General features: G+C 62.1%; 24 protein-coding genes and 1 pseudogene. 8 read left to right on the plus strand and 17 right to left on the minus strand.

Annotation, left to right across the window (positions count from 1 at the left end; translation table 11 throughout):
• Positions 1 to 505 precede the first annotated feature (505 nt).
• Together E5W70_RS12155 and E5W70_RS12160 are read left to right on the plus strand one after the other, a co-directional pair.
• Entirely contained in the window at positions 506 to 901 is a 396-nt protein-coding gene (locus tag E5W70_RS12155; protein WP_292658100.1) for an acyl-CoA thioesterase, read from the plus strand.
• 138 nt (positions 902 to 1,039) lie between these two features.
• Entirely contained in the window at positions 1,040 to 1,360 is a 321-nt protein-coding gene (locus tag E5W70_RS12160) for a hypothetical protein (protein WP_292658101.1), read from the plus strand.
• 50 nt (positions 1,361 to 1,410) lie between these two features.
• Here E5W70_RS12160 and E5W70_RS12165 read toward each other — a convergent pair whose 3' ends face one another.
• Positions 1,411 to 1,779, minus strand: a complete 369-nt coding sequence (locus E5W70_RS12165) for a helix-turn-helix domain-containing protein (RefSeq protein ID WP_292658103.1) — start codon at positions 1,777 to 1,779, stop codon at positions 1,411 to 1,413.
• Between the two features lie 91 nt (positions 1,780 to 1,870).
• Here E5W70_RS12165 and E5W70_RS12170 point away from each other — a divergent pair, with 91 nt between their 5' ends.
• A complete protein-coding gene (locus tag E5W70_RS12170; protein ID WP_023678377.1) occupies positions 1,871 to 2,476 on the plus strand; it encodes an NADPH-dependent FMN reductase in 606 nt (201 codons plus the stop codon).
• Positions 2,477 to 2,550: 74 nt separating this feature from the next.
• Here E5W70_RS12170 and E5W70_RS12175 read toward each other — a convergent pair whose 3' ends face one another.
• Complete coding sequence (locus tag E5W70_RS12175) at positions 2,551 to 2,943, minus strand: helix-turn-helix domain-containing protein (protein WP_292658107.1); 393 nt, start codon at positions 2,941 to 2,943, stop codon at positions 2,551 to 2,553.
• A gap of 98 nt (positions 2,944 to 3,041) precedes the next feature.
• Here E5W70_RS12175 and E5W70_RS12180 point away from each other — a divergent pair, with 98 nt between their 5' ends.
• A complete protein-coding gene (locus E5W70_RS12180; protein ID WP_292658110.1) occupies positions 3,042 to 4,022 on the plus strand; it encodes a zinc-binding dehydrogenase in 981 nt (326 codons plus the stop codon).
• A 49-nt stretch (positions 4,023 to 4,071) separates the two neighbouring features.
• On the opposite strand, the gene E5W70_RS12185 is transcribed toward E5W70_RS12180, so the two are convergent.
• The 5 genes from E5W70_RS12185 to E5W70_RS12205 all read right to left on the minus strand — a co-directional run bounded on the left by E5W70_RS12185 (position 4,072) and on the right by E5W70_RS12205 (position 7,191).
• Positions 4,072 to 4,749 (minus strand): HAD family acid phosphatase, encoded by a 678-nt coding sequence (locus E5W70_RS12185; RefSeq protein WP_292658113.1) that lies wholly within the window; start codon positions 4,747 to 4,749, stop codon positions 4,072 to 4,074.
• 280 nt (positions 4,750 to 5,029) lie between these two features.
• Positions 5,030 to 5,464: a peptidylprolyl isomerase gene (locus E5W70_RS12190; RefSeq protein ID WP_292658115.1), complete on the minus strand. Its 435-nt coding sequence runs from the start codon at positions 5,462 to 5,464 to the stop codon at positions 5,030 to 5,032.
• Positions 5,465 to 5,685: 221 nt separating this feature from the next.
• Positions 5,686 to 6,411 (minus strand): SDR family oxidoreductase, encoded by a 726-nt coding sequence (locus tag E5W70_RS12195; RefSeq protein WP_292658117.1) that lies wholly within the window; start codon positions 6,409 to 6,411, stop codon positions 5,686 to 5,688.
• A 36-nt stretch (positions 6,412 to 6,447) separates the two neighbouring features.
• Positions 6,448 to 6,933 carry a VOC family protein gene (locus E5W70_RS12200; protein ID WP_292658118.1) on the minus strand — a complete coding sequence of 162 codons (486 nt, stop codon included), beginning with the start codon at positions 6,931 to 6,933 and terminating at the stop codon, positions 6,448 to 6,450.
• Positions 6,934 to 7,005: 72 nt separating this feature from the next.
• Positions 7,006 to 7,191: a DUF1127 domain-containing protein gene (locus E5W70_RS12205; RefSeq protein ID WP_292658121.1), complete on the minus strand. Its 186-nt coding sequence runs from the start codon at positions 7,189 to 7,191 to the stop codon at positions 7,006 to 7,008.
• A 207-nt stretch (positions 7,192 to 7,398) separates the two neighbouring features.
• Here E5W70_RS12205 and E5W70_RS12210 point away from each other — a divergent pair, with 207 nt between their 5' ends.
• Positions 7,399 to 8,292, plus strand: coding sequence for a transcriptional regulator GcvA (locus E5W70_RS12210; RefSeq protein ID WP_292658123.1), 894 nt, complete (start codon positions 7,399 to 7,401; stop codon positions 8,290 to 8,292).
• A gap of 64 nt (positions 8,293 to 8,356) precedes the next feature.
• Here the strand turns inward: E5W70_RS12210 and E5W70_RS12215 are convergent, their stop codons facing one another.
• The 6 genes from E5W70_RS12215 to E5W70_RS12240 form a co-directional block, all read right to left on the minus strand.
• A complete protein-coding gene (locus E5W70_RS12215) occupies positions 8,357 to 8,584 on the minus strand; it encodes a hypothetical protein (protein ID WP_292658126.1) in 228 nt (75 codons plus the stop codon).
• 66 nt (positions 8,585 to 8,650) lie between these two features.
• Positions 8,651 to 9,130 carry a VOC family protein gene (locus tag E5W70_RS12220; RefSeq protein WP_292658129.1) on the minus strand — a complete coding sequence of 160 codons (480 nt, stop codon included), beginning with the start codon at positions 9,128 to 9,130 and terminating at the stop codon, positions 8,651 to 8,653.
• Between the two features lie 258 nt (positions 9,131 to 9,388).
• The gene (locus tag E5W70_RS12225) at positions 9,389 to 11,386 is read right to left on the minus strand and encodes an ABC transporter ATP-binding protein/permease (RefSeq protein WP_292658132.1); all 1,998 of its coding nucleotides are present in this window, start codon (positions 11,384 to 11,386) and stop codon (positions 9,389 to 9,391) included.
• Positions 11,387 to 11,475: 89 nt separating this feature from the next.
• Positions 11,476 to 11,877 (minus strand): MAPEG family protein, encoded by a 402-nt coding sequence (locus tag E5W70_RS12230; RefSeq protein WP_292658135.1) that lies wholly within the window; start codon positions 11,875 to 11,877, stop codon positions 11,476 to 11,478.
• Positions 11,878 to 11,949: 72 nt separating this feature from the next.
• Entirely contained in the window at positions 11,950 to 12,438 is a 489-nt protein-coding gene (locus tag E5W70_RS12235; RefSeq protein WP_292658138.1) for an SRPBCC family protein, read from the minus strand.
• The gene (locus E5W70_RS12240) at positions 12,435 to 12,752 is read right to left on the minus strand and encodes a metalloregulator ArsR/SmtB family transcription factor (protein WP_292658171.1); all 318 of its coding nucleotides are present in this window, start codon (positions 12,750 to 12,752) and stop codon (positions 12,435 to 12,437) included. Before E5W70_RS12240 ends, E5W70_RS12235 begins: the two co-directional genes overlap by 4 nt.
• Positions 12,753 to 12,947: 195 nt before the next feature.
• Here E5W70_RS12240 and E5W70_RS12245 point away from each other — a divergent pair, with 195 nt between their 5' ends.
• On the plus strand, positions 12,948 to 13,238 hold the full coding sequence (locus E5W70_RS12245; protein WP_292658141.1) for a hypothetical protein: 291 nt from the start codon (positions 12,948 to 12,950) through the stop codon (positions 13,236 to 13,238).
• 52 nt (positions 13,239 to 13,290) lie between these two features.
• On the opposite strand, the gene E5W70_RS12250 is transcribed toward E5W70_RS12245, so the two are convergent.
• The gene (locus E5W70_RS12250) at positions 13,291 to 13,584 is read right to left on the minus strand and encodes a hypothetical protein (protein WP_292658174.1); all 294 of its coding nucleotides are present in this window, start codon (positions 13,582 to 13,584) and stop codon (positions 13,291 to 13,293) included.
• 185 nt (positions 13,585 to 13,769) lie between these two features.
• Here E5W70_RS12250 and arr point away from each other — a divergent pair, with 185 nt between their 5' ends.
• Positions 13,770 to 14,192 (plus strand): NAD(+)--rifampin ADP-ribosyltransferase, encoded by a 423-nt coding sequence (arr, locus tag E5W70_RS12255; RefSeq protein WP_292658144.1) that lies wholly within the window; start codon positions 13,770 to 13,772, stop codon positions 14,190 to 14,192.
• Positions 14,193 to 14,324: 132 nt separating this feature from the next.
• Here arr and E5W70_RS12260 read toward each other — a convergent pair whose 3' ends face one another.
• The 3 genes from E5W70_RS12260 to E5W70_RS12270 all read right to left on the minus strand — a co-directional run bounded on the left by E5W70_RS12260 (position 14,325) and on the right by E5W70_RS12270 (position 17,450).
• Positions 14,325 to 15,062 carry a class I SAM-dependent methyltransferase gene (locus E5W70_RS12260; protein ID WP_292658147.1) on the minus strand — a complete coding sequence of 246 codons (738 nt, stop codon included), beginning with the start codon at positions 15,060 to 15,062 and terminating at the stop codon, positions 14,325 to 14,327.
• A 76-nt stretch (positions 15,063 to 15,138) separates the two neighbouring features.
• Complete coding sequence (locus E5W70_RS12265; RefSeq protein ID WP_292658149.1) at positions 15,139 to 16,449, minus strand: hemolysin family protein; 1,311 nt, start codon at positions 16,447 to 16,449, stop codon at positions 15,139 to 15,141.
• Positions 16,450 to 16,523: 74 nt separating this feature from the next.
• The gene (locus tag E5W70_RS12270; protein WP_292658151.1) at positions 16,524 to 17,450 is read right to left on the minus strand and encodes a LysR family transcriptional regulator; all 927 of its coding nucleotides are present in this window, start codon (positions 17,448 to 17,450) and stop codon (positions 16,524 to 16,526) included.
• Between the two features lie 127 nt (positions 17,451 to 17,577).
• On the opposite strand from E5W70_RS12270, the pseudogene E5W70_RS12275 reads away from it, so the two are divergent.
• Positions 17,578 to 17,802: pseudogene (locus E5W70_RS12275) on the plus strand (NAD(P)-dependent alcohol dehydrogenase); the annotation flags it as partial.

Consider the following 17,802-nt stretch of genomic DNA (forward strand, 5'->3'; position numbering starts at 1 on the left):
AGAAAACTGCGAACTTCGGTTACAAGATTACCGGAGCAGGAGTATGGAACCATGAAATGGAGACGAGTCTTGGCCGCTTCAACTGTGCTCGCGGTTGTGCTCGTCCTTGGATATTCTGAGGGTTACACAGGTCGGTTCCTGTGTCGTAATTTCAAGGACGGCTGGTTTGAAAGAAGTGGGTTTATGGCGTGCTATAGAGCGCCATAGCCCACATCGATTGACCGCTTTCCGCCGATATTGTTGAAAAAGTCACCCAGCCAACCGCCTGACACATTCCGTTAGAATTTAGTTTCAGGACGAGGTTGATCGCGTATCACGAATACGCCGCCAGCTCGGCTACGGTATGCAAGCCTACTGGTTGCGCTCGTCTAGCTTCGCGCCCCATCTTTTCAACACTGTCGACCGATACCGAACGTCAGGCCGCAACACTCTTCAGTGGCGCGTTGACCTGTCCGTGCCGTGACGGTACGGGATCGGGACAATCGGCTTCGAGAGGATTGGCCAGATGGTGCATTACGCGGACGGGCGGCCGATCGGCGATCTGACGCTCAGGACGCTGGCCATGCCTTCCGACGCCAATGCGGCGGGCGATATCTTCGGCGGCTGGGTGATGGCGCAGATGGATCTGGCCTGCGGCATCCGTGCCGCCGAGCGCGCCAAGGGCCGCGTGGTGACGGCGGCGGTGAAGGAAATGTCCTTCGCCAAGCCAATGAAGATCGGCGACACGCTGTGCATCTACACGCATGTCGAACGTGTCGGCCGTACCTCGATGACGCTCAAGGTCGAGGCCTGGGCGCAGCGCTATCTCTCCGACCTGATGGAGAAGGTCACCCATGCCGAGTTCGTCATGGTGGCGCTGGACGGCGAAGGCAAGCCGAAAGCGATTCCGGCCGAAGGCTGATCGGCTGATTCCATAGACGGATTTAAACAGCCGTCTCTCCCGCGCGGGGGATGCGGGCAGCGATCCGGCGTGGTTTTTGGCCAACGGGTTCCCGCATGCGCCTGCAGCGCGACCGGCGGGGTCTTGGGAGGAAAGACAATGCGTCAACACATGCTGAACGCTGCCATGGCCGGTGCCTTTGCAGCCTTGCTCTGCCTGTCGTCCGCAAGCGCTTTTGCCGAGGTCAAAAAAGGCGATCCAGGCGCCACCTGCACGTCGGAAAACCGCACCATCAACGGGCAAGCGGCCAAGTGCGAGATCTGCTCGGCGACGAAATGCGACACCAGCGGCACGACGGTGAGCAATTGCCGCAAGGAGACGACCACGACCTGTACGATTGGCGGGAAGGTGGTCAGTCCCAATCCGAAATGGAACCGGATCGAGAAGCTGCCGAAGAGCAAGATGCAGTTACAGCAGTAGGGCTCATCCGGAGCATCCCCGACAGGTTCAAACCCTTGCAGCGCAAGGGTTCAGCTGTGCATGGCGTCGAATTTTTCGCGCGCGGCCTTGACGCGCTCGGTGTTCTTGCGCGCCCATTCGCCAAGCGCATCGACCGGTACCAGAAGCTCGTAGCCAAGATCGGTCAATTCGTAGTCGACCCGCGGCGGGATGGTCGGGAACACCGTGCGGGTGACGAAGCCGTCGCGCTCGAGCCCGCGCAAAGTGGTGGTCAGCATCTTTTGCGAAATGCCGCCGACGGCGCTGCGCAGCTCGTTGAAACGCAGCGGCCCGTGGCCGAGCTTGCCAACGACGAGCACGGTCCATTTGTCGCCGACGCGCTGCAGGATTTCCGAGATGGCGCGGCAGTCCTCGGTGCGGTGCGGGTGCCTTGGTAACAAAAAAGTGCCTCCTTGCACATTGAGCGGCCAGTTACTCATATAGCTCAGGTATCTAAACGATACCAGTATTCCCGTAAGGAGAGCCCCCTCTATGTCAAAACCCAAAATCGCCATCATCATTGGTTCAACCCGCGCGGCCCGCTTTGCCGACGTCCCGACCCAATGGATTGCCAAGATCGCCAAGTCGCACGCCGACATCGACGTTGAAGTCGTCGACCTGCGCGATTTCCCGCTGCCGTTCTTCGATGAGGTCGCATCCTCCGCCTGGGTGCCGTCGCAGAACGAAGTGGCGCAGCGCTGGCAAAAGAAGGTCGCCGGATTCGACGGCTTCATCTTCACCGCCGCCGAATACAATCATGGCCCGACGGCCGTGCTGAAGAACGCCATCGACTACGCCGCCAACGAGTGGAACAAGAAGCCGGCCGGCTTCGTCGGCTATGGCAGCGTCGGTGGCGCGCGCGCGGTCGAGCAGCTGAGGCTGCATGCGGTCGAGTTGCAGATGGCGCCGGTGAAGTCCGCCGTACACATCGCCTGGGCCGATTTCCTTGCCGTCAAGCAAGGCGACAAGAAGCTCGATGAGTTCGAGCACCTCAACCAGGCGGCAACCGCGCTGGTCAACGACATTGCATGGTGGGCCAGGGTGCTGAAGACGGCGCGTCAGGCCGATGCCGTCGCCGAGGAAGTCAAAGCGGCCTGAGCACAGGTTCGAACAGTCCTCCCAAGGATTAATTCTCCCAAGCATTGGGGCGGCGCATGCGCCGCCCTTTTTGTTCACACGGCATGGGCGTCCTGCGTTTGCCGTGGCCTGAAGATGCAATCGGCAAGGCGGTCTATCTCATTCAGCTCGTCGGCGTGATGCTGGCCCCACTGGCAAAGTGCCAGCAGGATGGGCTCGAGGCTGAGGCCGAGCCGCGTCGCCGAATATTCGACGCGCGAGGGTATCTCGGCAAAGATCTCGCGGCGCACGAGGCCGTGCTCTTCCATTTCGCGAAGCTGCTGGATCAGCACTTTCTGGGTAATGCCGGGCATCAGCGCCTGCAGCGCCGACAGCCGCCGGGGCCCGTCGAAGAGATGGTACAGGATGACCGCCTTCCAGCGACCCGAAATCACTTTCAGCGCGCGCTCCGCCGGCAGCATCGGCAGTCTCTTGATCAGCTTGGCCATGGTCACCTCCCGGTCAGCAGCCGACAAATCGGTGTGTGGTCGAAGCCAGGCAAATAGTGGCAAACAGCGGCCGATGCCAATAACGATCGGTGCATGCGATGAGAGCCATTCAACTGAACCGTTTCGGCGGGCCCGACGTTCTCGACATGGTCGCGGTGCCGAAGCCTGAGCCGCAAGCCGGCGAGGTCCTGGTCCGCGTTCGGGCGGCCGGAGTGAATTTCTTCGAAGTGCTGATGCGCGCGGATCGCTATGCGGTGACGCCGCAGCTGCCGATGATCCCTGGCGTCGAGGCCGCCGGGATCGTGGAGGCGTTCGGGCAGGGGGTGGAGGCTTCCTTGCTCGGCACGCGCGTCGCCGCGCCATTGTTCGCCTCGAGCCGGCCGTTTGGCGGCTATGCCGAGTATGTGACGATCGACGCAAGCCTGGCCGTGCCGCTGCCGGACGCGCTCTCGTTCGAAGACGCGACGGCATTGATGGTGCAAGGGCTGACAGCGCTGCATCTATCGCGGCAAAGCCCGCCGGCCGGCAAATCGGTTCTGGTCGCGGCTGCCGCGGGCGGCGTCGGTTCGTTGCTTGTCCAGCTTGCCAAGCGCGCCGGCGCGAGCCGCGTCGTCGCGGCTGCCGGCAGCAAGACCAAGCTCGATCATGCTTTGTCGCTGGGGGCCGACACTGCCGTCGACTACAGCAACACGGATTGGCCGGAGCACGTCCGGGCAGCGACAGGCGGCGCTGGCGTCGACATTGTCTACGACGTTGTCGGCGGCCCGCTGACGGCGGCTGCGCTCGAGACTCTGGCGCCTTGCGGAGAGCTGGTGTTTGCCGCACTTGGCAGATACGCGCTCGGCGCCCGGGAGATGGAAGCGATGATCGGCCGCAACCAGTCGCTGAGGGGTTTTGCCCTGCTGCCGCTGCTGTCTACGGATGTGCTGAGAGCCAGCCTTGCAGAGCTTTTCGATCTGGCCGCTGGTGGTCAGCTTGTGGTGATCAACGGCGGTCGCTTCCCGCTCGACCAGGCCAGTCACGCGCATCGCCTGCTGGAGGAGCGCGGCGCGACCGGCAAGGTCGTCTTGATACCTTAGTAGGTGCTCGGCAAGGAGCCGAGGATCCGGGCTTGTGCCGTTCCGGCCGTCAGCGAACCCGGTAGAACGGATTTGGCAGCAGGAACAGCTTCTCGGCATGCCCCCCGAACAGGTCGGATGGCTGGTCACCGACATTGGCAATTATCGTGTAGCCGGCCTTTTCGATTTCGGCCCTTATGGGTGCCTTGAAATCTGCGGCGGAACCATATTTGGCCCCAGGCTGGACCATGTAAAGTTGCTCATAGCCGGCATAGCCGGCCGACTGCAGGTTCTGTTCGGTTGCCTGACGCTGGTCCTCCGGACGTCCGGTGATGAAGAATACCGCGACTTTCGCCGTTCGCGCCTGCCGGAAGACCTCCAGCACCGGGTCGATGGCCGGATCCTTCGCAAGCTGGTCCCAGGCGGCCCAGCCACAGGGACCGTCGGTTGCGATGTCGCAGGCGCCGCCGATCGGGCGGCCGAAATTGTCACGTGTGATCACTTCCCAGTTGGCCAAAGCCGTCTCGTCGATATCGAGCACCAATGCGGGGCGAGGCACCTCCATTGCGCGCTTGACGACCCAGTCGCCGGCCTGCTTCGCCACAGCGGCAAGGTCGCGATCATAGTCGCCGGAATCATGATAATTGGCAGCCGCCAGTATCGCGTCGCCGACATTGGCTGGCTGCGACGGGCTTGTGAGAAGGAGCGAGTCGGAACGCGCCGGAACAGGAACATTTGTGCCAATCATCAGCACGATTGCCCCGGCACGCGCAATTCTCTTCCAACCAATCGCCCGCATCACGAGACTTTGCTGTCACGAGAAGTCGGCTGTCAAGCGAGGTCTTCCACAGGTCCTCGAGACTGCGACGCTGAATTGGACATTCCAGATGCCGAATGTCTCTATGGGTTGCTGCAAACTACACGATTTCCGCCGTCGCGGTCTTTCCCTCCGACAGGTGACGCACCGCCGAAACCGCCAGCGGAAGTGCGTCACCCGAAGCCATAGCCCCCATGGTCTTTGCCGTGCCCTACGCCGCCTGAACGATCTCGACCAGCTCGACGTCGAACACCAGGTCCCGTCCCGCCAATGGATGATTGCCGTCGAGCTTGACGCTGGTGTCGTCCACGCCGACGACTGTTACCGGCATCGGGCGCCCCTCTGGGGTTCTGACCTGTAATCGACTGCCGATATCGACGTTGATGTTGTCTGGTACGCGGGCGCGGTCGACGGTCATGACCGCTTCGGGGCGGTGGGGGCCGTAGGCGGCGTCGGCGGGAATGGTGACGGTGCTTTTCGCGCCCACCTCCATGCCCTCGACATGGGTTTCGAGACCGGCGATCACTTGTCCTTCACCCAGCGTGAATTGCAGCGGTTCGTTGCCGGAAGAATCGAACTGAGTGCCGTCGGCCAGGCGGCCATTGTAATTGATGCGCACGGTGTCGCCATTCTTGGCCTGTGTCATGATAGCCATCCTTTGAAAGTTTCGAGGGGCCGGCCAGAGCTCACGGTCCCGTCCTCGATCATCCACGCACTCGGGTGCGCGGCGCGAAACGCTAAAACTAGGGACCTGGCTGCCGATGTAAACCCCGATTGAGCGACGCCGGCATGACCCGCCGGCGTTCGTCGCCTCGGCAGCAGTGCACCGGACTAGCGGTCATGCTGGTTCAATCCATTCAGGGGCGGCTAGATCAGGTGATGGCCGCCATCGATGCGAAGCGTTTCGCCGGTCGTGAAGTCGCCTTCCATGAGGTAGACGTAGGCGGCGGCGACGTCCGCAGCGGTCGGAATTTTTCTCGATGGCAACCGGGCAGCCATGTCGGCAAAGAAGCCGGATTTGGCTTCTCCAACGATGTCCCACATCGGTGTGTCTACCCATCCGGGAGACACGACATTGACGCGCGTCGGAGCCAGTTCGAGCGCCAGGGCGCGGGCGAAGTAGCTGAATGAACCGGCAATCGCGGCGACGACCGAGCCTCCCGGCACCGGCGGCCGATCCTTGTTTATTCCCGAGGTGAAGGTCATGGAGCCGCCGGCCTTCAGGGTGCGCACAGCGTGCTTGGAGAGCATGACGGCGCCAATCAGCTTGTTATCGACGAAGCCTCGCACAGCCTCCATGTCTGTACTGCCGATGGGATCGCCGGGCGGCAGTGTTCCGGCGGTCGATACGAGGTGATCGAAGGGACCGACCTCCTCGAACAGGCGAGCGACGTCTGCTTCGTCGGTCATGTCGGCGACCACGCTTGTCACGCGGCCCGTATTGAGCGTCCGTTCGACCGCGTGCAGTTTCTCGGGCGAGCGTCCGACGATCACGACCTTCGCTCCGCGGTTGAGTGCAGCTTCCGCGACGCCGAGACCGATGCCGGAGCTGCCGCCGACGACGATGACTTTCCTGTCCACGAGCGATGTCATGGGGGTTCTCCATTCGTTACGATTGCGGTGGGAGGGTCAGGCCTTGCCGCCGTAGGCGGCTTCGAGGTCGGCGATGATGATCTTGCGCATCCCGTACATCGCCTGCCGGACGCGGTTGGCCTTTTCGCGATCCGGATCGGCACTGAGCCGCGGCAGGATTTCCGGGATGACCTGCCAGTAGACGCCGTATCTGTCGGTGAGCCAGCCGCAGGGTTGTGCCCTGCCGCCGCCGGCGGTGAGCGCCTCATAGTAGTAGTCGGTCTCGGCCTGGTCCCTGGTCTCGATGTAGAGCGAGAGCCGCTCGTTGAAGGGCGGCTGCGGCCCGGCGTTGAGCGCTGTAAGGTGCAGACCCTCGAGCTCGAAATCGAAGGTGGCATGCGGGACCGTCTTGTTGGTTCCGGACACCCAGTCGGTGTATTCGATCGTCTGGAGCGCTTTGCTGTTCTTGAAGACCGAGAGATAGAAATCGCGGGCTTGCTCCGCATCGGTGTTGAACCAGAGGAATGGGTGGATGGTGGCCATGTCCGTTCTCCATTAATTCCTTGCGACAGCGATCTTTGGCGAAGAGCCTGTCCGCTGTTGCTTTCGTTCAGGCTAGCGGTAGTCCGACGGCCGATAGACCGAGCCGTCCCAGTCGCGGGCAAACCCGAGGTCTTCGAGCCGGCGAGTCGAGAAGCGTGCAATCTGCCGCTCGGTCCGGCGCCGGCTGCTCGAGGCGAGGATGCGGCCTGCCATGTCGGCGAGGGCGTCGACGATGGGTTCAACTCGTTTGGCGGTCATGGTGCTCTCCCAGAATGGCGGCAGTTTTGGTTTCAGCAGTTGCCCCGCGACTTTCGTCAGCGAGAGTATCAGTCACATCAATCTCGCCTTTTGCAGCGGCGGTGAATGACTGATTACGCGAGAAAACATGCCGTCTTCCGGCCTGGACGACAAACGACTTATCGGCGACAATGTGTGAGCGCCGCTCACACATACAGGTGTCGATCCATGCCCCGGAAGCTGCCGCCCCTCACCACCCTGCCGAGCTTCGAGGCGGCGGCGCGCCTGCTGAGTTTCTCCAAGGCGGCAGAGGAACTTCATGTCACCCACGGTGCGATCAGCCGGGCGATCAAGAACCTTGAGGATCAGCTCGGTGTGCAGCTGTTCGAGCGCGCTACGCGTTCGGTGAGCCTGACAGCCGTTGGCGAGCCCTATGCGCGGGCGGTGCGCGAGGTGCTCGACCAGTTGGCCACTGCCACCGCTGCGGCAACAGCCCGCTATTCGAGCTCGACATTGAACGTCAGTACCTCCGATGGCTTCGCGGGGAGATGGCTGGTGCCGCGCCTCTATCGCTTTCACCGTGCGCATGGCGACATCGATGTGCGGGTTTCGACGAGCGGGAAACTGACCAACTTCCTCGGTGACGGCATCGATGTAGCCGTCCGCTATGGCAGCGGAAACTATCCGGGGCTCACGTCAGAGTTCCTCACCGGCGAGGAGGTGTTTCCAGTGTGCAGCCCAAAGCTTCTTGAGGGCGCACATCCGCTCCGTACGCCTCAGGACCTCAGACACCACACGCTGATCCGTGACAGCTTTCCAATCGACTGGGCGACTTGGCTTGCAAGCGCCGGGGTCGAGGGCGTGGACCCGCAGAGCGGGATTACCTTCGACTCCGCCACCTTTGCCATGGAGTCGGCAGCACAAGGCGAGGGGGTGGTGCTCGGCCGGACCATGCTGGTTGCGGCCGACCTTGCCGCCGGGCGACTTGTCCGCCCCTTCCGCCACGCCCTGAAATCCCCCTCCAGCTTCTATTTCGTCTACCCGCCAGAGGCGATCCGCCAGCGCAAAGTCAAGGCTTTTCGGGATTGGCTGCTTTCAGAAGTCACGCCGCAAATGGACTGACGGGAAGGCCGAGCCGAGGGGACGGCATCGCCTACCGGTCAATGTCCGCAAATCCGTCAGGTGACTATAGGCTCGCCCGAAACGCGGTGATGATCCAGGCACGCGAGTCAAAGAGCACACCGTCCGCGGTCAAATGCGCGTCGAGCAGGTCGCGCAACCGCCGCAGCGCCGCATCGACATCCACATCCGCGCGGGCGAGCGGATCCTTCACCAGTTGCAGGCCAAGCAAAGGGTCATAGGCAGCATCGACGTCCAGACCGTAAAAGACTGGTTCGTGGACTGGGTACGGCATTGCTGGCGCCGCTCTGTTCGATGACCTCCTCGGCCGGGTTATGCACCGACTTCCACCCCCGAACTGTCAGCCGCGCCGCGCCGCCTCGATCGCAGCAACGTCGATTTTCTTCATCTCCATCATCGCTTCGAATGCGCGCTTTGCTTCATCGCCGCCGGCAGCCATCGCTTCGGTCAGCACGCGCGGCGTGATTTGCCAGGAGATGCCCCATTTGTCCTTGCACCAACCGCAGGCACTTTCCTGGCCGCCACTACCGACGATGGCGTTCCAGTAGCGGTCGGTCTCCTGCTGATCGTCAGTGGCGATCTGGAAGGAGAAGGCTTCGTTGTGTTTGAACGTTGGCCCGCCATTGAGGCCGAGACAGGGGATGCCGGCGACAGTGAACTCGACCGTCAGCACGTCGCCCGCCTTGCCGGACGGGTAGTCGCTGGGAGCGCGGTGGACGGATTTCACCGAGCTGTCGGGGAAAGTCTCGGCATAAAAGCGGGCCGCAGCCTCGGCGTCCTTGTCGTACCAAAGGCAGATCGTGTTCTTGGCGATTGTCATTGCTGGTTCCCTTTGCTTTCGAAATCAATCTGGGCTTTTGAAATCAACCCGAGTTTTTCACAGCCTGCCTCGGCGTTGCACCACAAACATGGAAATGCGCTCGTGCCATCCGACGTTCCGACAGCAACACCTGCACGGAATCAAGGTATCACGGCTGGTGCTTTCAGGACCAGATGTGGGCAGTGACTCGAATCGGCGATGGTCCGCCGGGTCCTGACCGGCGGACTTCCCTTTTTGTCTGGGGCAGCGCCGCTTTGCTCAAGGTTGTGCTGGCTTTCCGTTGGCGCGCCGTTGCCTCAGAAGGCGCATGAGCAAGTTCCGTCTGTCCTTGCGCGGAACGAGTTCGATATCGCTGACAAGTTTTGCGCCGCCCTTGTGCCGCTCCAATGTGATCTTGCGGCTATGGAAGGCTTCCAGCTCGGCGCGATGCGCTACGCTTATGATGGTGACCTTCGGCAATTCGCGAATGATCATCTCCATCATCTTGTCCTGGCTCTTCTCATCGAGTGCCGACGTTGCCTCATCCAGCACGATGATATCGGGGCGGTGCAGCAGGAGACGCGCGAAGGCGAGGCGCTGCTTTTCGCCACCCGACAAGGTCTGGTCCCATGGCGCGTCCTCCTCGATCCTGTCGTTGAGATAATTGAGTCCCACCTTGTCGAGGGCAGCCTTGATCTTATCCAGCGTCCAATTGTCGGCGGCGCCTGGATAGGCGACTGCGCGGCGAAGCGTCCCGGTCGGGATGTAAGGCCGTTGCGGCAACATGAACAACCGTCTGTCGGCGCGGATGTTGACGCTGCCGCTACCCCATGGCCACAGACCTGCGACGGCCCGCACCAGCGTGCTCTTGCCCGAGCCGGATTCGCCGGCCACGAGCACCCGTTCGCCTGGTTCGATCACGACCTCGGTTTCCTTGACCACGGCGGTGCCGTCGTCGAGCGACACGGAGAGATTGTTCAGGCTGAGCATCGCATCGCCGCCGGTTTCGCCGCGCTTTATGCGCCCCAGCGTGTTGCTCTGCTCCGCGCGCTCGAGCCCGTCGAGCGACATCATCAGCGAGGCGATGCGCCGTGCACAGGCGTTCCAATCGGCGAGACGGGGATAGTTGTCGACCAGCCATCCGAACGCGCCCTGCACGATGGCAAAGGCCGAGGCAGCCTGCATGACCTGTCCAAGTGTCATGCTGCCTTCGAGGAACTTTGGAGCGCTAAGCAAAACCGGCACGACAGGCGCAAACAGGCTCGACCCCTGCGACACCAGCGCCGTGCGCATGTGCTGGCCTGCAAGGAGCGCCCATTGCCTGAGCACATGGACAAATGTCTTGTCCATGCCGCTGCGCTCCTCCTCCTCGCCGCCGAGCAATGCGATACTCTCGCCGTTTTCCCGCACGCGCGTCAGCGTGTAGCGGAACTCGGCTTCCGCCTGGTTTTTTTCCTCGGAGAGGTGGACGAAATGGCGGCCAATAACCGCCATCGAGGTGGACGTGATCGCGGCATACAGCACCGCGGTGATGACCAGGAAGCCGGGAATGGTGACGGTCCAACCTGCGATTGTCAGGGTCAGGGCGCCGCCAATCGTCCACAGCACCACGATGAAGGTCGAGGCCGACAGAAATGCGACGATGACACCGGCGATGAAATCGACGGGCGATTCGGTGGCAATCCGCAAATCCTCGGCGATGCGGGCTTCGGGGTTGCTATGATCGCCACCGACGAGGTTCAGCTGATAGTAGCGGCCGCTTGCGAGCCAACGCGCGATGACCGCGGTGGTGAGCCAGGAACGCCAGCGCCGCTGTATTCTCATGCGAAAGAAGACTTGTGCCACCACGAGGCTGGCGCTTCCGAGCACGAGTGGCACGAAAACGGCGCTCAGCCAATATACGGTGTGGGCATTGCGTTGCTCAATGGCGTCGAAAATTGCGCGATTCCAGACATTGATCCCATACTGGAAGCCGACATTGGTGACGATCAGGACCAACAGCCCGATCGTCAACGGCCAAGCGACCCTGTCGCCACTGCTGCCCCAATAACCGCGCGCGCTGATCCAGAAGCGCTTCAGCAGATATCTCTTGCGCGCCTGCTCGGCCTCTTCGGGTGTCAACTCCGGATCCGGTTCGATGAAATCCGGCGGCGGCGCGGGCTCGCCGACGACCTCTGACGCGACTTCGACGGTCGATTGCTTCTCGCGGCGCGACTTCTCGGCATCACGCGATTGGGCGCCGTCAACCGATTTCGGCTTGAATTTAGCCTCGGGCATCCGGCGATAACGGCTTAAAAATCAGAAGGTTTCATAGCGTCCGCCGCCGAGTGTCGCGAACTGTAGCTTCCACGGAGTGGCGCCAAACGTTAATTGAGCGCTGCCCATCCAGTCACAAGAATAAGGGCAAACGTGACCAACGCTCCAGAGACGTACAAGATCGTCCTGACACTACCTCCCTTGGCGGCGTTTCCGCCACGCAGGTAGAGGAGGCGTATCGCGACGTGGGTCCAGACCAATGTCGCCAAAGTGGCCGCTCCAACACCAACCATCATCGCTAGCGCCGCGGGCACGATAAAGGCCGCCAGTGCCTCGACCGAGTTCATGTGAACCCGGTCGATCCTATAGAGCCGGTTGTCGTCGTCTGCCGGGACTACCGGTCCTGCCAGCGCTCCTGCAAACCCCTTGGACGAACCCGAGTAGACTGCCAATACTACCGATAGCAAACAGAGCGCGAGCACGCCGAGAATGCTTAACCAATAGACTTCCATGTTGTCTCCGCTCCCTGGAATCGCAGTGGACCAGACGGTGCTTGCGAGTCATGCTCGCAAAGGCGCGGACGGTCAGGCCGCCGCACCAGGGAAAAGGTCCTGGAACCGCCGCAGGTACAGCGGCCAGCCTTGATCGCTATCAACCCCTCCGCGCACGCCCTCCCAGCCTTCGCCATGGCGTTCGAGATTCCGGTGCTCGATCTCAACCCGGGTTCGGTTCTCCGTCTCAGCCGTGAACCTGACTTCCCATTCGCTGGTCTTGTTCAGGTCGCTCTCAATCTGCCACCGAGGACTGATGTCCCAGCTCAGAACCAGCCGGCTGGGGGGATCGTAAGCCAACACACGAGCCCAGCGGCACTCGCTGCCGTCCACGCCGCGATCGTAAACCTGACCCCCGACCCAGGGTTCGAAGATCGTCTCTGCGATCGGCACGGCAAGAAGATTGTGCTCGCGAGGTTTGAATCTTCCGAAATCCTCGGTGAAGACCTTGAACGCACGCGCGATAGGTGCCTCGACAACGACGAAATGCCTTACGGGCGCGGTTGCAGCATGCTTGCTCATGGCTGGTCCTTCTTTGGGTGCTCGACGGCCAGTTTGTAGCTCGCCAGGGTCTTGCTCCAGAACTGATCGATTTCCGCGCGCAGACTTGCCAGGCCGTCCGGATCGATACGGTATATTCGTTCCTTACCGGAGCGCGTGTCGGCCACAAGCCCGGCATCCTTGAGTACTTTCAAGTGCTGAGAGACCGCCGGCCTGGTCACAGGCATCACACGAGCAAGTCCGCTGACCGAACAAGGCTGTTCAACCAACAGTTCGAATATCGTGCGCCTCGTCGAGTCTCCCAGCGCTGTCCAATATTTCGCGTTAGTGGCCACTAACGCGAACTTAAATCGATGGGCCTGCGCTGTCAACCTGGAGCGGTCGACGGCGCGGAACCTCAGCCCCGGCCGGACCCTGTCGGTTAAGGGAAAAACTGTTGCTCGCGTTGTCGGAATTGCTCACGCGCCGGCGCTGAATTCCGGAACAAGGGTGCGATTTTGCCGTTGGGCCAGAAACTGGAAGCGACCCGCATGTCCGAATTGCCGAATGAAGAGATCGAAGGGCGGCTGAACGCGCAGCGCGAGACTTTGGCGCTGGTCGTCGCACTGCTTGCCAGCAAGGATACGGCACCCGAGCGAATATGGGCCGAACTGGAGGCCCGTTTTCAGTTTCAGAACAGTCAGGAGGACCCCGGCGTCCTGCCAAGCAGCGCATTCGCCATCGAGGCTGCGAAGATGCGGGAGTTCAAGCTGATCGCCGAAGAGGCGCGGGCGCGCAATGCGGAATGGAACGGCAGGGACAAGCCACAGGGCGCCAGCTGAAACCCCGGCGAGTGGATGCAGGGCCGGCTATTTTACGGTGACTGAGCAAGCGTCAGCTTTGCCCTAGAAGTGCACGCGCCAACTCTTGCCATTCCTCGTCAAGCGTTAAGGTCGACGGCGCGGCGTTGCTGCGGCGATACCAATATTCCGCATTCGACTGGTCGCCTTCCTTTCGGTGGAGATAGGCATGCACGTGCATGCCCTCCATATCGTCGCGCTGCTGCGCGCATTCGTGCGCCTTAGCCCAATCGCCTTTTGCATCCCACCACAGCGCCTGCAGGGCAGGGCTCAAGCCGGCTGGCGGCTGTGGTTTTGCAATCGAATCCCTGAAGGTTTGCAGATCCATTTTTCCACCATAGCGACGGTACAGGGCGCCGATAATAACCGCGCCGGCAGCCAACCGATAGCGTGCATCGGGCGGGATAACCGGAATGGGTGTCGGGAGCCGATAACCGCACGGCCAGATGCTTGATTTGGTGACGTGCATGAAATAGTGCGCGCCACGACACCATGATGCCTGAGACAGCGAGGATGAGTAGCGAGCCGATGACAGCGTCCGACAAACCGCGCCAATTCTACCACGGCACCCGGGCCGACCTTAAACCGGGAGACCTGATCGAAGCCGGCTACAGCTCCAATTACGGCGCGCGAAAGCAGGCAGCCTGGGTCTATCTGAGTGGCACTCTGGATGCGGCTATCTGGGGTGCAGAACTGGCCGCCGGTGACGGACGCGAAAGGATCTACATCGTGGAACCAACCGGCCCGACCATTGACGACCCCAATCTTACGGACAAGAAATTTCCCGGCAATCCGACGCAGTCCTATCGCTGCCGCGAGCCGCTCAGGATCACGGGCGAGGTCACCGGGTGGCAGGGCCACTCCCCCGAGCGGCTGAAGGAGATGAAGGACCATCTCGAACGGCTGAAGGCGCAAGGCATCGAGGCAATCGATTGATCGCTAAATCCTGCGATTGCCAAGCTTGGCTCTGACCTACGGTCGGCGGCAGTCGCCGCGAAATACGGCTCCACGTCCGCAATGGGTCCGCGAGTTGTCGTTCCTTGCAGGTTGGAGAGCGGATGCTCCTTTTCATCTCGTCGCGAACGTGATGATCTCGGGGCTCGAAGGGCCAAGTGGGCTGCCGTCAAAGCCGCCGAATTGCTGTTCGATCCGTAGCCCCGCGTTCCCCAGCAGGCTCGATAAGGCGTCCATGTCGAGGAATCGCAAGGTGCTGCGACTAACTTGCGGAAGGCTCGGATGCTTTCCGGCGAACCTGTGGGTGAATGTCACCGTCTGTTCGTCGAACGGCATGATCACCTCTGTTGTGATCTGCACCAGAGACCCGTCAGGTAGCTCAACGACGACCGCATTTTCGGGTGTCCAGTGTTCCCACGCCCGCACCGAAGGGTTCCGCGTTTCGAACGCAAAGCATCCGCCTGGCACAAGGGCCTGTTGCGCAGCCGCCATGAAATCCCCCAGGTCTTCGTCGCTGACAAGGGCCTGGAATGCGTGCCCCGTCATCACAATAAGATCAAACTCGGCTGTCCAGCCCGCCGATTGGAGATCGCCGAGGACCCATTCGATATCCGTGCGCGTTCGTGCGCGATTCAACACGCCGGGTGCTGGGTCGATGCCGCAGAGCCGCCCTGAATGTCCGGCCAGGCGTGCCTCGTGAAGGAGGGTGCCCGTTCCACATCCGACATCAAGCACCGCGTCTGCTGTTAGAATGCGGGGCAGGTAGAAATCATAGTCGTCGCGCGCAGATCTCGGGTGCCAGGCATCGTAGATGGCAGCGAGATATCGGTCGGCGAAAAGGTGATCGGCCATAGGCGGTATTCCCAATCAACTTTGACTGTGCGAGCGGTGTCGCCGCGAGCATATAGCCCACAAGTCGCGCCGCTTCTTACCGCACGACCTCGCGGTGGCCGCCGGGCAGGCGGGTGGCGATGAGCTTGTCGATGCGGCGGCCGTCGAGATCGACGACCTCGAAGCGCCAGCCTTGCGCGTCGACACATTCGCCGGTCGCCGGCAGATGGTGCATATGCGACAGCACGTAGCCGGCGACGGTTTCGTAGTCGCGGTTCTCGGGCAGGTCGATGCCGAGGACCTCCGCCATCTCGTCGGCCTGCATGTAGCCGGCGAGCAGCCATGAGCCGTCCTCGCGCTTGACGGCGTTTTCCTCGTCGCCGGCATCGAGGTCCGAGCGGAAGACGCCGGTAATCGCTTCCAGTATGTCGGCCGGGGTGACGATGCCTTCGAAATGGCCGTATTCGTCATGCACCAGCGCCATCGGCACGTCGGATTCCTTCAGCGTCGCAAGCACGTCCAGCGCGTCTGCCTGGTCATGCACGATCGGCGCGGCGCGCACGTGCCGACGCGGGTCGAGGGCGCGGCCGCCGAGCATTGCGGCCAGCACGTCGCGGGTCTGGACGACGCCGATCATGGCGTCGACGCCGCCGTCGCCGGCCGGCAGGCGCGAATGCTGGGTGTCCATCAGCAGCTTCCTGATGGCCGCCTCGTCGGCTTGCAGATTGATCCAGTCGACCTCGGTGCGCGGCGTCATCACCGCGCGCACAGCACGGTCGCCGAGCCGCATGACGCCTGCGATCATCCGCCGTTCGTCGGATTCGATGGTGCCGTGGTGCTCGGCTTCGGCGACCAGCATCTTGATCTCCTCGTCGGTGACCTTATCCTCGCTCTGACCGTGCTGGCCAAGCAGCCACAGCAGGGCGCGGCCGGAAAAATCGAGCAGGAAGACCAGCGGCGCCGAAACGCTGGCGAGGATGGTCATCGCCGGAGCGACCCTGACGGCGACCCGTTCGGGGTCGCGCAATGCGATCTGCTTGGGCACCAGTTCGCCGATGACCAGCGAGCCATAGGTGATGATGGCGACGACAATGCCGACGCCGAGCGGGTCGGCGAGGCTTTCGCGGACGCCGGCCGACGCCAGGAAGGTGGCCAGCCGCTCGCCGAGCGTGGCGCCGGAAAACGCGCCGGACAAGACGCCGACCAAAGTGATGCCGATCTGCACCGAGGACAGGAATTTTCCCGGATTGGCGCCGAGCGCCAGAGCCCGGCCGGCGCCTTTGACGTTGCGGTCGATCATCGTCTTGAGGCGCGCCGGCCGCGACGAGACGATGGCGAGCTCGGACATCGACAGAAGGCCGTTCACACAGATGAGGACGACCACGATGGCAATTTCAGCATAAAGCATGCCGGTCCATAGCATTGCCGCGCGGCTTTCGAAAATAGGACGGTCGCGCTTTTTAGATTTAGCGAGCGGGGCAATCAGGCGGCACCCCATGCCGCATCCCAGGGCGGCGCGGAAAAATGCTCGATCAGGGTGTCGACGACGACGCGCACCTTTGGCGCGAGGTTGCGTGTTACCGGCCAGATGGCATGCACCACGGTGTTTTCGACAAGACAGTCCGACAGAACCATTTCGAGTTCGCCGCGGCTGATGCTGTCGGCCGTCAGCCATGTCGGCAGATAGACGATGCCGCAGCCGGCCAGTACCGCATCGAGCATCGGTTCGCCGTGGCCGAGCACCAGCCGCGCCTTGGGCGCGAACTTTTCGGAGCGGCCGTCGGCATGCCTGACGGTCCAGGGATGGACCGTGCCGTCGCGGCCGTAGCCGATGAGGCTGTGCCTGGCCAGGTCCTCGATCGATTGCGGCCTGCCATGGGCGTCGAGATAGGCGGGGGTGGCGACGATGGCCGAACGCTGGGCATAGATGCGGCGCGCGGCGATGGAAAGGCTGTCGTCGAGGTCGCCCATGCGCACCGCCAGGTCGATGCCTTCCTCGATGAGGTCGACGCGCCGGTCGTTGAACGAGATTTCCATCGTCAGATCCGGGAATTTTTTGGAAATGCCGAACAGCACCGGGGCGACGCACCGGCGGCCGAAGGCCAAAGGCAGGTCGACGCGCAGCCGCCCGGAAGGCACCTGCTTGCGCGATGCCAACAGCGACTGGGCGGCTTCGATCTCGGCCAATGCCCTGACGCAGGCTTCGTAATAGCTCAAGCCCTCGCTGGTCGGGCTCAGGCTGCGGGTGGTACGGTTGAGCAGGCGAACGCCCAACCGCTGTTCCAGCTGTGCGATCGACTTGCCGACCGCCGATTTCGTGACATGCAGCCGCGCGCCGGCGCCGGTGAAGCTGCCGGCCTCCACCGCGTGAACGAATGCGACGATGCCTTGCAAATTGGCCGATTCCAATGAAGCGCTCCTATTGTAGAGTTTTGCTCCTTAATCTGTTGCAGAACATGCCACACGGAAGCACTTTTCTCCATAGTGAAACGGCGTAAATGTCTCGCGCAACCATCAACCACGGAGCGCGAACCAAATGAGCACCGAAAACAGATCCTGGCAGATGAACGGTTTCGGCCTGTCCAGGCTGGAGCCGGCTGAGGGAAAGCTGCCCCAACCCGGGCCGCACGATCTGGTGGTACGCGTCACAGCGGTATCGCTGAATTACAAGGACAGGATGATCGTCGATGGCGTGCTGATACCGGACCTCAGCTTTCCGTTCGTGCCGACATCGGACGCGGTGGGCGAGGTGGTGGCGATC

It is taken from the genome of Mesorhizobium sp. (genome assembly GCF_005063415.1).
Classification (GTDB): domain Bacteria; phylum Pseudomonadota; class Alphaproteobacteria; order Rhizobiales; family Rhizobiaceae; genus Mesorhizobium.